The sequence below is a fragment of the Paenibacillus sp. FSL M7-0420 genome (assembly GCF_038002345.1).
Lineage (GTDB): Bacteria > Bacillota > Bacilli > Paenibacillales > Paenibacillaceae > Paenibacillus_AQ.
In genome coordinates this window covers 4,517,441-4,531,984 of record NZ_JBBOCJ010000001.1, presented here as the reverse complement: position 1 = coordinate 4,531,984, position 14,544 = coordinate 4,517,441, and the positions used below count along the sequence as shown (strand labels likewise).

Sequence of the window (14,544 nt, the reverse complement as noted above, 5' to 3'; positions counted from 1 at the left end):
CGAATATTCAGGAAGGAGGGATGGTATGTTTACCGGCTTAATTGAAGAGGTGGGAGTCCTGCGCAGCGTCACCAGCGGCGGGGAGATGATGGTGCTGAATATCGGCGCTTCACTCATTATGGGAGATCTGAAGATCGGTGACAGTGTGGCGGTCAATGGGGTCTGTCTTACGGCAACCTCACTTGGAGACCATCATTTCACCGTAGACGTTATGCCCGAGACCTACCGCAACAGTACGCTCAAGGAGCTGCGCACCGGGTCCAAAATGAATCTGGAACGCGCCATGGCGGCCGGCGGACGCTTCGGAGGGCATATTGTCCAGGGACATGTGGATGGAACCGGTGAGATTCGCAGCGTCAGGCGCGATCAGAATGCAGTGGTGTTCGAGATTGCCCCAGACCGCAAATCCCTGTTCAAATTCATCATTCCCAAAGGCTCCATTACGATAGACGGCATCAGCCTTACGGTTGTGAAGACGGAAGCCGAAACCTTCACCGTATCGATTATCCCGCACACGCTGGGAGAGACAGTGTTGGCCCACAAGCGGGCAGGAGACCGGGTGAATATTGAATGTGATGTGCTCGGTAAATATGTGGACCATCTGCTCCATTACGGTTCGCGTGCGGGCAATGAAGAGGATGGGGGAAGCTCGAAGATCAGCCATGATTTTTTGGCGGCCAACGGGTTCGTATAATCTATAGATCAGGCATACGGCAAGCCGTCAGGCGAGCGTATAGCCATTAGGAGGACAGTAATATGAGCCAGCAAGCTGATAAGGACAGTATTCTAGACCCGATTGAAGATGCGATCTACGACTTAATGCGCGGTAAGGTCGTTATCGTTGTAGATGATGAAGACCGTGAGAATGAAGGAGACTTCGTCGCTCTGGCGGAACGGGCTACCCCGGAAGTGATTAACTTCATGATTACCGAAGGACGCGGCCTGGTCTGCGTACCGATCACAGCAGAGCGTGCAGAGGAGCTGGACCTGCATCCGATGGTGTCCCAGAATACCGATAATCATGGTACGGCGTTCACGGTATCTATTGACCACGCGGATACGACGACCGGCATCTCGGCCGGTGAACGCTCCCAGACGATTAAGGCCATGCTGGACCCGAAGGCGAAGCCGGCCGACTTCCGCAGACCGGGGCATATGTTCCCGCTGATCGCCAAAAAAGGCGGAGTCCTGCGGCGTTCCGGACACACGGAGGCTGCGGTTGATCTGGCCCGCATGTGCGGGGCTTATCCGGCAGGTGTCATCTGTGAAGTGGTGAAGGTGGACGGTACGATGGCCCGCCTGCCTGACCTGATTGAGATCGCTAATAAGCATGACCTTAAGCTGATCAGCATCAAGGACCTCATTCACTACCGTAACGAGAAGGAGCATCTGGTTACCCGTGAGGTAGCAGTGAATCTGCCGACGGATTTCGGTGATTTCCAGACCATTGCCTATACGAATGAGGTGGACGACAAGGAGCACGTTGCCCTGGTTAAAGGCGATATCTCAGGGGATGAGCCGGTACTCGTACGTGTGCATTCCGAGTGCCTGACCGGCGATGTGTTCCATTCGCACCGCTGCGACTGCGGCCCGCAGTTCGAAGCGGCGCTGCGCCAGATTGAAGAAGCCGGCAGAGGGGTACTCCTCTATATGCGCCAGGAGGGCCGGGGCATTGGCCTGATCAACAAGCTGCGCGCCTACAAGCTGCAGGAAGAAGGGCTGGATACTGTGGATGCCAACCTGAAGCTGGGCTTCGCGGCGGATCTGCGGGATTATGGCATCGGGGCACAGATTCTTAAGGATCTCGGCATCCGCCAGATCCGGCTGCTGACCAACAATCCGCGCAAGATCAAGGGGCTGGAAGGCTACGGCCTTGAGGTGGTGGAGCGCGTAGCGATCCAGATGCCGGAGAATAAGGACAATACCAATTATCTGCATACGAAGCAGGCGAAGCTTGGGCATCTGCTGAATTTTGACAAGATCGAACAGAATGAGAATACCAAAATTTAATCATAGATTTCCTATCCTATACACGAAGGGTTGATGAGTAGCATGCCGAATTATTTTGAGGGACATTTAGTATCTGAGGGCTTGAAATATGGGGTTGTCGTAGGACGTTTCAATGAGTTCATTACCAGCAAGCTGCTCTCCGGGGCCCTCGATGCCTTCAAGCGCCATGGCGTCGCCGATGATGAAGTGGATGTGGCCTGGGTACCGGGCGTATTCGAAATTCCGCTGATCGCCCAAAAAATGGCCGAAAGCGGCAAATATGACGCCGTTATCACGCTGGGCACCGTCATTCGCGGATCTACAACACACTATGATTATGTGTGCAACGAGGTTGCCAAGGGCGTAGCGGCGATTAATCTTAAGACGGGTGTTCCGACTATTTTCGGTGTGGTTACGACGGAGAATATCGAACAGGCCATTGAGCGCTCGGGGACCAAAGCCGGCAATAAAGGCTGGGATGCAGCGACTGCCGCTATCGAAATGGCTAACCTGAATAAGCTGTTCAAATAATACACCTCTTGACGAAAGAGCGTAAATCGTGCTTATTTATAAGTATGAGAAGAAAGCATGAATATAGATCTTTCTACTTGTGTAGCGTCCTTGCGGCGCTGCACTTTACTTTTTTTGGGCGGGAGGAAACCGCGTGACTGTATTGTACAAGCTGGAGACGTTCGAAGGTCCGCTCGATCTGCTCTTGCATCTGATTGACAAGGCGGAAATCGACATCCAGGACATTCCGGTCAGCGAGATCACCGAGCAGTATATGGAATTCCTACAGGGAATGAAGGAGCTGGAGCTGGATATCACGAGTGAATTTCTGGTGATGGCTGCCACTCTCCTGTCGATTAAGAGCAAAATGCTGCTGCCGAAGCCGCCCGTCATTGAAATCGAGGATTTCGATTATTATGAGGATGACGGCTATGATCCGCGTGCGGAGCTGGTGCAGCGACTGATTGAATACCGTAAGTTCAAGAGCATCGCGGTGCAGCTGCTGGATATGGAGAGCGAGCGCAGCCTGATTTTTACGAAGGAGCCTGAGGATCTGGGCCCCTTCGTCCCTGCGCAGACGGACAATACACTGAAGGGTCTGCATACCGCCGATCTGATCGCTGCGTTCCGCAAGGCGCTAAGCAAGGCTGCCCGGCGCACCTCGTACCAGCGGATTACCCGGGATGAGATCTCGGTAAAAGATCGTATCCGTGATGTATCCGAAGCGCTCCAGCGCAAAGGGATCGGCGGCAGAATGCGCTTCTCTGCCCTGCTGCATGAGGAGATGGACCGGCATGAGATTGTGACCACCTTCCTGGCCATCCTGGAGCTGATGAAGATGAAGGCCATTTACTGCTACCAGGAGAAATTATTTGAGGATATTGTGATGGAGTGGAGAGGAGGAGAGGATGTCAGTGGACTACAACACGCTGAAATCAATTATTGAAGGCCTGCTGTTTCTCTCAGGGGATGAAGGCCTGTCGGTCCGGCAGATTGCCGAGATTACCGAGCAGCGGCCCGATCTGGCTACAAGAGCGCTGGATGACTTAAGAGAGGATTACCACTCGCAGAGCCGTGGCCTTCAGGTGGTCCAGATTGCCGGTAATTACCGGCTGGCGACACTCCCGGAGCATGCGCAGTATTTCGAACGTCTGGCGTATTCGCCCTCCAGGTCGTCCCTGTCCCAGGCAGCGCTGGAGACACTTGCCATTGTGGCTTACCGCCAGCCGATCACGAGAGTGGAGATTGAGGAGATCCGGGGCGTCAAATCCGAACGGGCCATCCATACGCTGGGCAACAAGGATCTGATCCACGAGGTGGGCCGGGCGGAGGCTGTCGGGCGTCCGATTCTGTATGGCACGACCAAGTCCTTCCTGGACAGCTTCGGGCTGGCCAGCCTGAAGGAGCTGCCGGAGCCGTCGAGCTTCGATACCTCCGAGGGCTTGGAAGAGGAGACCCAGCTGCTGTTCAGCAAGCTGGACAGCCAGATGACTTTTGATGAGCCGGAATAATGCAGCGGACTGCCGCTGTGACAGAGAGGCCGTTGTCCCTTCGGGGGCAGCGGCATTTTTTCATGAAAAATGGAGAAGTTTGCGAAATCACCGAATGTTATCCAGCCGTAATTGCCATACTAATCCAGAGGCTCCATGTTTATTATTCTAAAGTCTGCTTGGAGGTTAACCGTGTGACGTTATGGCTGGCAATACCCTTAATCCTGCTGCTGCTCGTTGTTCTGCTGTTCCTGCTGGCTCTAGCGTCATCGATTCATTTTCACTTTCGTGTCCGCAGGCTGGGTAAGGATGACCGCATCGAATTCGATATCAGAGCTGTGTATGGCCTCGTTAAATTTCATTATGAGGTGCCTGCGCTGGTCTTCCAGAGCCTTGAACAGGGAATTAAGCTCAAGGTGGAGAAAACCGGAATCGCACCGGTGAAGCTGGATAGCGAGAAGGAGGGACAGGTCGATAAGGAATCTGTGACGCAATGGCTAAAGAATGTACGCACTGCGCTACATGCCACCCGCGGTCTGAAAAAATGGCTTAAAGACACCCTGTCACATATTCAGATCACCAAGCTGGACTGGTCCACGGACTTCTCGCTGGGGGAGGCTGCAACGACCGCCACGGCGGTGGGGGCCTTATGGGGACTGAAGTGGACGATGATCGGCGTGCTCTCCCGTATGGTCAGACTGGTGCATAAGCCGGGGATATTCGTGACACCTGTCTTCCGGGATCAGCCGTCTTTTGCAACGGAAGCCGTCTGCAGTGGCAAGCTGTCCGCCGGATATGCGCTCTATGCGGGGCTTCTCCTGCTGCGGCGTGTGTCGAGAGTGGAAGGCGGTCTGGGCCGGTGGAAGAAATTGCTCAGCCGTGAACGTTCCTAAATAATCTACATACTCCAATCTATAGTGGGCAAGATAAATACTGCAGGTACATTTATATACACACGAGGAGGAGACAAACAATGTCAGATCATCCGATTCAAGGTCTCATGCAGACCGCAATGGAGAATATTAAAGGCATGGTTGATGTAAATACAATTGTAGGAGATCCGGTTGAAACGCCTGATGGCACGGTCATTCTGCCGATTAGCAAGGTGACATTCGGCTTCGCAGCAGGCGGTAGTGATTTCAGGGTGGAGGATGATGGTCCGGGCGTGAACAGCAGCGGGTCCGGTGTCAAAATGCTACCCTTCGGGGGCGGCAGCGGGGGCGGCGTGTCTATTCGTCCAATCGCTTTTCTGGTCGTTGGCAGGGAAGGGGTACATATTGTGCCGCTGGATAATCAGACCCATCTGTTCGAGAAAATTATTGATGCCACGCCTAACCTGCTCGACAAAATCCAGAATATGTTCCAGCCCGGCATGGTTCCCGAAGCTTCAGATATTCCCGGCTCCAAGGTAACCAAAACCGTTGTGGAGACCGGGTCCGGCTCGTCTGACCATTCGTCAACGCATTAGGATTGAGCGAATTAAGCAAAGCATGAATTGTCAGGGATATCACCTAAGAGGGTGGTATCCCTTTTTTGCCGGATGATGGAGGATAGGACATACCTGCCCCATGCCCCGCATACACTTGTACAACCAGGCAAGACTGATGAACCGTTGCGTAAGGAACGGATAAGAAGCCGGAGGATGAACATGAAGACATTAACCCGAAAATCTATGCTGTCCTTACTGTTGTGTGTGCTGCTGCTTGCGCTGGTGCCGGTGTCTGCCGTTAGTGCAGAGAACCGTTCGATCTCTACCCATGCCAGGGCGGCGGCGCTGATTGATGTGACATCCGGAAGAATTCTGTACAGCAGCCGCGGGGATGAACCGATGCTGATTGCCAGTCTGACCAAAATTATGACCGCCCTTGTGGCGATAGAGAACGGCGACATAACGTCGAAGGTCAAGGTTGGCAAAAATGCTTTTGCCAAGGAGGGCTCCTCCCTGTACCTGAAGCTGGGCGAGGAAATGACGCTGAAGGATATGCTGTACGGGCTGATGCTGCGCTCCGGCAACGATGCGGCAACTGCAATTGCCGAGCATGTCGGCGGTTCGGAGCAGGGGTTCGTCTACCTGATGAACGCCAAGGCGCAGGAGCTGAATTTGAAAAATACGCATTTTGCGAATCCGCATGGATTAGATGCAGAAGGCCACTTTTCCAGCGCGAATGATCTGGCCGTATTGACCGCATATGCGATGCATAACCCGGTATTCAAGGAGATCGTAGCCACCAAAGAGAAGACGGCGGACAATCCCTATGAGAAATGGGACTATAAATGGAGCAACAAGAATAAGATGCTGCGCCTCTACGAAGGAGCGGACGGGGTGAAGACGGGGTATACCAAAAAAGCGCTGCGCTGCCTGGTCAGCTCCGCTACAAGGGACGGGCAGCAGCTCGTGGCGGTTACGCTGAACGACGGTAATGACTGGAACGACCATTCCTCGCTGCTGGACTTCGGCTTCAACCATTATCCGCTGAAGACGCTGGTCGAGCGGGGCGAGGCCGTCAAAGGCTACAGTCTGGTGACCGGCAAGGCCTTCGCGTATCCGCTTGGTCAGGGGGAGGAAGCCAGGCTCGTCAACAAGCTGGTGCTTAATGCGGATACGCAGGCTGCTGCGGGTGGTAATGCTGCGGGTACGGGGAGTGCAGGTGCGGGCTCCGGTGTAAGTGCAGGTGCGGGCAGGGCAGGTATGAATGCCAGCGGGAGTGAGGGCGATGTTAACTTCGGTTTCAGGGGTGTGATTATTTTGCAGCTGGGAGATCAGGAGATCGGGCGGGTTCCGGTGTATACGCCTGGCCAGCTCCCGCCGGAGACCTCACCATATGTGGAAAAATACAACGCTGCGAGCGCCTCCGCCTATCCGGCGGGGACTTGGCTGCAGGCCTTCGGCAGTGCGCTGCGGGCGTTGTTCCACACAGGGGAATAACGGGTAGATAGACAAACAGTATTCAGAATGAACCGGGGGAGGGGTAGGTATGTTAAATGGAATCTGGCTCGGAATGATCCTGATCGGATTTGGCTTTGCGGCAGTTAACGGACGGATGAACGAGTTCACCGCCGCCGTATTCGATGGCGCGAAGAGCGGGGTGACCGTCAGCTTCGGGCTGATCAGTGTGCTGGTGTTCTGGCTGGGCATTATGCGGATTGCGGAGGATGCCGACCTGCTGAAGAAAATCTCCAAAGTGCTGGGTCCCGTAGTCTCCTTTCTGTTCCCGGATGTGCCCAAAGGGCATCCCGCGATCGGCTACATTCTCTCCAATATGAGCGCCAACCTGCTGGGGCTGGGGAATGCAGCCACTCCGATGGGCATTAAGGCGATGCAGGAGCTGCAGACGCTGAACCCGGATAAGGAGACCGCAACGCCGGCCATGTGTACCCTGCTTGCGCTGAACACTGCCAGCATCACTCTAATTCCGGCGACTCTGATTGCGATCCGGCTGAATTACGGATCGGCGGACCCGGCGGCCATCGTCGGGACCACCCTGGCGGCGACGGCGGTGGCTACCCTGGCGGCGATTGCTGCGGACAGGCTGTTCCGCCGCCTGACCCTGCTTCGCAGGCCGCCCGGACCGCCGCCAGTCCTGAAGGCCGGGAGCGGCCCGGCAAACGGGAGCGGGGCGCTCCCACATTCTTCGGTGAAAGGGTGACCGTCCGTGTTACAACTGATCAGTCTGATCTCTGCCTGGGCGATTCCGGTAATGGTTACCTTTATTCCACTGTATGCCTTCACGCGTAAGGTTCCGGTCTATGAATCTTTTGTGGAGGGGGCGAAGGATGGCTTCGGTACCGCGATCGCGATTATCCCCCATCTGGTCGGCATGCTGGTGGCGATCAGTGTGTTCCGCGCGTCCGGTGCGCTGGACTTCCTGATGGGCTTTGTAAGCCCTCTGATGGAGGGACTGGGTATTCCGTCAGAGGTGCTTCCGCTCGGTCTCCTGCGCCCGCTGACGGGCACTGGATCACTCGCCTATACTACAGACCTGATCCGCGTCCACGGCCCGGACTCTCTCATCGGTATGATTGCTTCAACTATACAGGGCAGCACAGACACCACCCTGTATGTGCTGACTGTCTATTTCGGCGCCGTAGGCATCCGCAACGGCCGCTATGCCTTGAAAGTGGGCCTGTTCTCGGACGTCGTCGGCTTTATTGCTGCCATTGCCGTTTGTCTGCTGGTATTCGGGTAGGAGGCAGGAGGAGATCTGTCATGCCCCGTTAGTAATTACGGTTTGGCGGGGATACTCTATCTATGACGATCAGGCCATCGAACTGTTCCTTCGGTACGAATTTCATCGCCATCGGAACAATAACCTCTCTGGTCAGCCCGTCCTCAGCAGCATACAGTGGCTGAAACATCCAGCTGTTGTCTGCATCTGCCTGGGTATGTCCGGTGAGGTCTACGAAGGTCCGGGCATATCCGCTTCGCATGATTCTCGCTTCCAGAGTGCCCTTTGGCATCGGACCTATAGGGAATTCCTTCAAGGTTGAAATAACTGCCGCTTTGCCCCGGTACATATATAAGCCTACCACATACATTTTATCCTTCAGCTTCTGATGCAGCAGTTCGCCCATACTGGTGAAACTGTTCTGCCACTTTCCTTGCTCGAGGACGCGAATGTTCGAGGTTTTTTTAGCCAAATGGTCATTGTGGGCCCACAGGATGATTTTTTTGCCGGGGTATCTGGCTTTCATCAGCCATTCCACATGCTCAGCCATGACTTTGTCCCGGGCTTCGTAAATTTCCCGCACATTCTTTAGCTGGGCTTGTATGAACAACGCCACCCGGTCCTCCAGCCCTTTTAGGACAGTATCTACCATGTGGGGAGCTTTAGGGTAAGCTGCGTCCAACTGAATCCGGTTTTCTTGGATGAACCTGATGTATTCCTTATATTTAGGGACATACTTCTGGATCAGCTGGCCTGTCTTCTTCTGGTAAACAGCATTGCTCTTGGTCTCCAGGCTGTATTGACTCATCAGTTCATTAAATTTCCCGATGGCCTCGTTGTCAAAATCCATAAATTCCTGGCCATAAGCAGCATTGACCTTGGAAATGCTGCTGCGGGCGGCCAGCGTCAGCATGGGGGATGTATATTGCATATCATATCCGGCCAGTTGCAAGGGCTTGTCCGTCTGGCGGGATTGCTTGATGTAGTTGAACAACTCCAGGGTTTCTGCGGATTTCCAGATATCGAATATGGAATTATCCATCATCTCTGCTGGAGTCAATTCATCAGCCACATCGTTGACGACGGAAGCCTCAGCCAGACCCGACTCAAAAGCGATGACCTCAAACCCCAGCTCCTCATGCAGATATTTTACCAATCTCGTCTTCATGCTGGCGTATTCGCCTACCCGATGAAAATTTTCACCAAGGCTGACGACGGTTTTGTCCTTCAGCAGCGGCTTCAAAAAAGAAAGATCGCTGTAGTCTTCACTTGTCAATGATTGAATCTCATGCGCATAGGGCACCGGATTCGGAGCCAGCTGTGCGGCTGAGACGGGAACCGAACCTCCGAGCAGCGTCGAGACTGCTGATATTGCGATGACTCGTTTTTTCCATGTTCCTTTAAGCAACATTTCTTTTCCTCCGTTACAAAAATATAGTATGATTCGCTGTCGTCTTAAGTCTAAGAATCTCTCATCACTCTGACTATCGATTTAGATTACAGCTTCCTTACATCCCTGTTATATTAGGTTTACGTCTTCCTCTGCTGCTATGTAATGACGATTCCGATAGGGCACAAAAACAGCGTCCGCAGGTCACAACGTTCCCCCTCCCTACATATGCTATTTCAGCAATACGGAGGGAGGACGACAAAGGGTGGACTACAAGGGCTTTATTCTGCATCATTCCCGCTGTCCGTCTATTAACGGCAAAGGCTTCGACTTCTGGGTCGGGCTGAACGGCTCGGTCTATGCGGCGCCGCTGCTGACAGACCCGGAGCATATTCATATTTGCCTCGAAGGCAACTACGGGGAGGCGGAGCAGCTGCCCCAGCTTCCGGAGCGCCAGCAGCAGCTGTTTGCGGCGGGGAAGCTTATACTGGAGCTGTCCGGGCGCTATCAAATGTCGCCGCTTACGGTGGAGCCGCATAGTGAAACTTGCCCCGGAGCATTTTTTCCATGGAATGATCTTGTGATTTATGCCTCCGATGGTTATCATTAACCTGAGGTGAGTAGTCGAAAATGGAAAGATTACAGAAAATATTGGCGCAAGCAGGTGTTGCGTCCAGACGCAAATGTGAAGAAATGATTTTGGCCGGTAAAGTGGAAGTCAACGGGGAACTCGTAACTACGCTTGGCACGAAGGCGGACCCCGCAACCGATATTATTAAAGTCTCGGGCAGACTGATCCGGGGCGAGAATAAAATCTATATTATGTTCAACAAGCCCAAAGGGGTAATTACAAGCGCCTCGGATGACAAGGGCCGCAAGGTAGTAACGGATTACCTGAAAGGAATCACAGAGCGCGTATACCCTGTAGGCCGCTTGGACTATGATACGGAAGGGTTGCTGCTGCTGACGAATGACGGTGAGTTTGCCAACCTGCTCACGCATCCGAAGCATCATGTGCCGAAGACGTATCTGGCCACGGTCAAGGGTGTGCCGCACGGCACAGCGCTGGACAAGCTGAAGGCCGGCATTAAGCTGGAAGACGGCATGACCGCTCCGGCGGAAGTCGAGTACAAGGATATCGATGAAGCCAATAAGGAAGCGGTAATCAGCATCACCATCCATGAAGGCCGCAACCGCCAGGTCCGGCGGATGTTCGAGGCCGTGTCGCATCCGGTGATCCGCCTGAAGCGGATTTCCTTCGGGGATATCCTGCTCCAGAATCTCAAGCGCGGCTCCTACCGCCATTTGACGAAGGATGAGATCAATCATCTGCAGCAAATTGCCAAAGCGGGAATGCTCCGGGACAATCAGACACGCAAAGACACATAAAGTTCACAATTTCCCCTCCTAAAACTGTGACAATATTCGTTATAATGTTCATAGGATGTTCACACCTTACAACTAAAGTAATGAGTTGCGTCACAGAAGGGGGTACCCCTGCATGGGCAAAGCCAGGAAGCCAATCCAAATCGTGATACTATTACTAATCGTTCTGCTTGGGGGTTATGCCATCAGCTCCTCTGTGTTCGGGGGAGACGGCAAGCCTAAAGAAGGCGGAAAAGCGCCAAATTTTGAATTGCTTGGGCTGGACGGTGCGACCCATACGCTGGAGGAATTCAGAGGGAAGTCGGTTGTTCTGAACTTCTGGGGCTCCTGGTGCGCACCATGCGTGAAGGAAATGCCTGCCTTGCAGGCGCAGTGGGAGAAATGGAAGGACCAGGGTGTTGTGGTCTTGGGCGTGAATGTGGGCGAGGATCAGATGACGGTGGACAATTTCGTGAAGCTCGTGGATATTGATTTTCCGGTTGTAATGGATAAGGGACGCGACGCGGTCCGCAGCTACGGGGTCTCCCCGCTGCCCACTACCTTCTTCATTAATACGAAGGGCAGGGTGGACAGCATTCATATCGGCCAGCTGGATCTGAGCTCGCTTGACGAGCAAATCGGGAAGCTGGTGGGACCATGAGTAAGCATGAGCCGCTGATCAGCAACACCAAATGCGAATGCGGTCACCAGAATCCTGTAGGAACGGTACTCTGTGAAGCCTGCGGCAAGCCGCTGGATGAGAAGGAAGAGAACGCTTCGGGGAACCTGGAGATGCGCTACGACGGGGTGGCCCGCCGTTCACAAAAGGTAAGTCCGGGAGTGATCGACAAGGTCTGGAACTTTTTTTCCTCCGTCAAAATAGCCATCTACCTGATTGTGCTGACGCTGCTGGGTGCGATGCTAGGTACGATATTTCCGCAAGAGAGCACCTTTCTGAATATTGACGCTTCAACCTATTATGAACAAACGTATGGAACAGCCGGGAATATATATTATAGACTCGGCCTTTCGCATACCTATGAATCCTGGTGGTTCGTGTCACTGCTGGTTATGATTGGAGCTTCTCTGGTCATCTGCAGCCTGGACCGCGTGCTTCCGCTCTACAAGGCACTAACCCGGCAGAAGATCCGCAAGCACCGCCAGTTCCTTACCCGTCAAAAGCTTACGCTGAATACAGAGGTGGAGGGGGAGCCGGAGGAATGGGTGGCACGGATCGTTCAGCCGCTTAGGAAGAAAGGATACCGCGTGCGGACGGAGGGCGGCGCTTTACTGGCCGAGAAACACCGTTTCAGCCGCTGGGGACCTTATGTAATACATATCGGCCTGATTATATTTTTGCTTGCTGTGCTTGCCAGGGGATTGCCGGGTCTGAATATGGATCAGCATCTTGCCTTCCCGCAGGGAGAGACAGTAAGGATACCAGACACCAGCATGTACCTGAAGAATGAGAAATTCACGGTAGAATTCTATAGTGAACAAGAGATGCCCGAGGAATTCCGGGGCAAGAAGGTTCTCCCTAAGCTCTACGAGACGAAGGCGGTTCTATATGAATGTACGGCAGACTGCAGCGATCCCTCCAAGGAGCCTCAGCTGGCGGAAGTGGCCAGGCACGACATTCAGGTGAATTCTCCGCTAAGCTACCAGGGAATGAAAGCGTATCAGTTTGACTATGATCTTACGCCTGTGCTGCGTTCCGTGCAGCCTGATCTGGTCAATGCTGCAACCGGCGAGAGCTACGGCAAGTTCAGACTGGATATGAAGAATCCGCAGCGCAGCTTCAAGGCGGGACCGTACACGCTTGAACTGAAGGAGAAGTATATGGATTTCGGATTGAATGAGGAAGGCCGTCCGGTCTCCACCTCCCCTTATCCGAACGCTCCGGCGTTTCTCTTCCTGATCCGTGGTCCGGATCTGCCGGCAGAGGGGCAGCAATATTTCTATTTCCCGAAGCAGGTGGACAAGGAGCGCTTCCAGCAGGAGGCCATCAACGATAAGCTTGGAGGCGGCACACGGTTTCTGGAGCTTGAGGTCGGCAGTATGACGGATGTGGATTTCTCGGAATCCACCACCTATCTCAATATACGTGTGGACCGGGCAATGCCGTTCGTCTGGATTGGTGCGGGTATTGTCATGCTGGGACTGATTCTCGGCTTCTATTGGCAGCACAGACGCATCTGGCTGATCGTTGAGGATGGACAGCTGGTGCTTGGAGGCCACACGAACAAGAACTGGTTCGGCTTCCGCCGTGAGCTCGTTGCTATTCTGGAGCAGATAGACATGATAGTCGATGACAAATCATTGGACAACGGAGGAGGCATGGCATGAACTTGCTCGATTTCAGCAGTGACGTCTTTATAGCCGCATTTTTCTTATACAGCGGTGCCTTCATGTTGTTCACCATTGCTATTATGGGCCGCAAATGGTCGGGCAGGAAGCCGGAGGAGCATACTGCACGTTGGGGCCGGATTGCTTTTATCACCTCCTCACTCGGGCTGCTCTGCCATCTGGCTTACTTCATTACCCGCTGGATGGGGGCCGGTCATATTCCGGTAAGTAACATGTATGAGTTCATGACCTTCCTATCGATGATGGTGATGGTGGCTTTTACGGTGATCTTCGCCATTTACCGCAAGATGATTCTCGGGGTATTCGCGGTTCCGATCTCGATTGTTGTAATGGCTTATGCGGCGGTATTTCCGCAGGAAGTACAGCCGCTCATTCCTTCGCTGAAGTCGATCTATCTGAATATTCATGTCACGCTCGCTGCCCTCGGGGAATCCTTCTTCGCGGTTGGCTTTGCCGCCGGGCTGATGTATCTGCTGCGGACAGTGAAGTTTGACAGCAAGGAACGCAGTGACCGCAAGCAGCAGCGGCTGGTCGAATTTACTCTGTTCTCGATCATTGTTATAATTGGGTTTCTTGGATCAGTATTTGCCTTCCGCGGCGCGGGCTATGAATCTGTTTTTGTCCGTTCGAACGTTACGATTGACAGCCCCGGGCAGGAAGATAGTACAATAGAGAAAGTGAGTTATAAAATGCCGCCGATTGTGGCACCGTACCATAGCGAAATTGAGAGCTTCCAGCCGTTTCTCGGGCTTCAGAAGCCTTTGTTTCAAGCACCATCCTGGATGAATGGCGTCAATGCAGGGCGCAAGTTCAACACTGTGATCTGGTCACTGCTGTCCGGACTGCTCCTGTACGGGCTTCTTCGGCTGGCTGTGCGTAAGCCGCTTGGGAAGGCCCTTCATCCGGTACTTGATGGAATTGATGAGAATGACCTGGATGAGATTACCTACAGGGCAATCGCCATCGGGTTCCCGATTTTCACACTGGGGGCTTTGATTTTTGCAATGATATGGGCCGAGGTGGCTTGGGGCAGATTTTGGGGATGGGACCCCAAAGAAGTCTGGGCTCTCGTCACCTGGCTGTTCTACAGTGCGTATCTCCATCTGCGGCTGGCCCGCGGCTGGCAGGGACGCAAATCCGCTTGGCTCGCTGTACTCGGCTTTCTAATCGTAATGTTTACCCTGGTCGGCGTTAATCTGGTTATCGCCGGACTTCATTCATATGCGGGAACCGACTGATAAGCTCAGGCTTCTTTCAGGCATGCGTA

16 protein-coding genes are annotated in these 14,544 nt (G+C 53.7%); 15 read left to right on the top strand and 1 reads right to left on the bottom strand.

Going from position 1 to position 14,544, the window contains the following annotated elements; all coding sequences use genetic code 11:
- Positions 1 to 25: 25 nt before the first annotated feature.
- The 10 genes from ribE to MKX51_RS19455 all read left to right on the top strand — a co-directional run bounded on the left by ribE (position 26) and on the right by MKX51_RS19455 (position 8,176).
- The gene (gene ribE / locus MKX51_RS19500; protein ID WP_340993512.1) at positions 26 to 694 is read left to right on the top strand and encodes a riboflavin synthase; all 669 of its coding nucleotides are present in this window, start codon (positions 26 to 28) and stop codon (positions 692 to 694) included.
- Positions 695 to 756: 62 nt separating this feature from the next.
- Positions 757 to 2,010 carry a bifunctional 3,4-dihydroxy-2-butanone-4-phosphate synthase/GTP cyclohydrolase II gene (locus tag MKX51_RS19495; protein WP_340993511.1) on the top strand — a complete coding sequence of 418 codons (1,254 nt, stop codon included), beginning with the start codon at positions 757 to 759 and terminating at the stop codon, positions 2,008 to 2,010.
- Between the two features lie 42 nt (positions 2,011 to 2,052).
- Positions 2,053 to 2,520, top strand: a complete 468-nt coding sequence (gene ribH, locus MKX51_RS19490; protein ID WP_036727378.1) for a 6,7-dimethyl-8-ribityllumazine synthase — start codon at positions 2,053 to 2,055, stop codon at positions 2,518 to 2,520.
- Positions 2,521 to 2,653: 133 nt separating this feature from the next.
- Positions 2,654 to 3,445 carry a segregation and condensation protein A gene (locus MKX51_RS19485; RefSeq protein ID WP_340993510.1) on the top strand — a complete coding sequence of 264 codons (792 nt, stop codon included), beginning with the start codon at positions 2,654 to 2,656 and terminating at the stop codon, positions 3,443 to 3,445.
- Positions 3,414 to 4,010: an SMC-Scp complex subunit ScpB gene (scpB, locus tag MKX51_RS19480; protein WP_340995653.1), complete on the top strand. Its 597-nt coding sequence runs from the start codon at positions 3,414 to 3,416 to the stop codon at positions 4,008 to 4,010. The genes MKX51_RS19485 and scpB overlap by 32 nt, the downstream gene beginning before the upstream one ends.
- Positions 4,011 to 4,183: 173 nt before the next feature.
- Positions 4,184 to 4,882: a DUF2953 domain-containing protein gene (locus MKX51_RS19475; RefSeq protein ID WP_340993509.1), complete on the top strand. Its 699-nt coding sequence runs from the start codon at positions 4,184 to 4,186 to the stop codon at positions 4,880 to 4,882.
- Between the two features lie 80 nt (positions 4,883 to 4,962).
- On the top strand, positions 4,963 to 5,457 hold the full coding sequence (ytfJ, locus tag MKX51_RS19470) for a GerW family sporulation protein (protein ID WP_076079149.1): 495 nt from the start codon (positions 4,963 to 4,965) through the stop codon (positions 5,455 to 5,457).
- Between the two features lie 174 nt (positions 5,458 to 5,631).
- Positions 5,632 to 6,915, top strand: coding sequence for a D-alanyl-D-alanine carboxypeptidase family protein (locus tag MKX51_RS19465; RefSeq protein WP_340993508.1), 1,284 nt, complete (start codon positions 5,632 to 5,634; stop codon positions 6,913 to 6,915).
- Positions 6,916 to 6,964: 49 nt separating this feature from the next.
- Positions 6,965 to 7,636 carry a nucleoside recognition domain-containing protein gene (locus tag MKX51_RS19460; RefSeq protein WP_076079151.1) on the top strand — a complete coding sequence of 224 codons (672 nt, stop codon included), beginning with the start codon at positions 6,965 to 6,967 and terminating at the stop codon, positions 7,634 to 7,636.
- A 6-nt stretch (positions 7,637 to 7,642) separates the two neighbouring features.
- Complete coding sequence (locus MKX51_RS19455) at positions 7,643 to 8,176, top strand: spore maturation protein (RefSeq protein ID WP_036727371.1); 534 nt, start codon at positions 7,643 to 7,645, stop codon at positions 8,174 to 8,176.
- Between the two features lie 28 nt (positions 8,177 to 8,204).
- Here MKX51_RS19455 and MKX51_RS19450 read toward each other — a convergent pair whose 3' ends face one another.
- On the bottom strand, positions 8,205 to 9,566 hold the full coding sequence (locus MKX51_RS19450; RefSeq protein WP_340993507.1) for an erythromycin esterase family protein: 1,362 nt from the start codon (positions 9,564 to 9,566) through the stop codon (positions 8,205 to 8,207).
- A gap of 244 nt (positions 9,567 to 9,810) precedes the next feature.
- Between MKX51_RS19450 and MKX51_RS19445 the strand changes: the two genes are divergently transcribed.
- From MKX51_RS19445 to ccsA, 5 genes are all read left to right on the top strand, one after another.
- Positions 9,811 to 10,155, top strand: a complete 345-nt coding sequence (locus MKX51_RS19445; protein WP_076079153.1) for an N-acetylmuramoyl-L-alanine amidase — start codon at positions 9,811 to 9,813, stop codon at positions 10,153 to 10,155.
- Between the two features lie 20 nt (positions 10,156 to 10,175).
- Entirely contained in the window at positions 10,176 to 10,934 is a 759-nt protein-coding gene (locus MKX51_RS19440; protein WP_036727368.1) for a pseudouridine synthase, read from the top strand.
- 112 nt (positions 10,935 to 11,046) lie between these two features.
- Positions 11,047 to 11,571, top strand: a complete 525-nt coding sequence (gene resA, locus MKX51_RS19435; RefSeq protein WP_340939613.1) for a thiol-disulfide oxidoreductase ResA — start codon at positions 11,047 to 11,049, stop codon at positions 11,569 to 11,571.
- Positions 11,568 to 13,256, top strand: a complete 1,689-nt coding sequence (gene resB, locus MKX51_RS19430) for a cytochrome c biogenesis protein ResB (protein ID WP_340993506.1) — start codon at positions 11,568 to 11,570, stop codon at positions 13,254 to 13,256. Before resA ends, resB begins: the two co-directional genes overlap by 4 nt.
- Complete coding sequence (gene ccsA, locus MKX51_RS19425; protein WP_036727362.1) at positions 13,253 to 14,515, top strand: cytochrome c biogenesis protein CcsA; 1,263 nt, start codon at positions 13,253 to 13,255, stop codon at positions 14,513 to 14,515. The genes resB and ccsA overlap by 4 nt, the downstream gene beginning before the upstream one ends.
- Positions 14,516 to 14,544 lie beyond the last annotated feature (29 nt).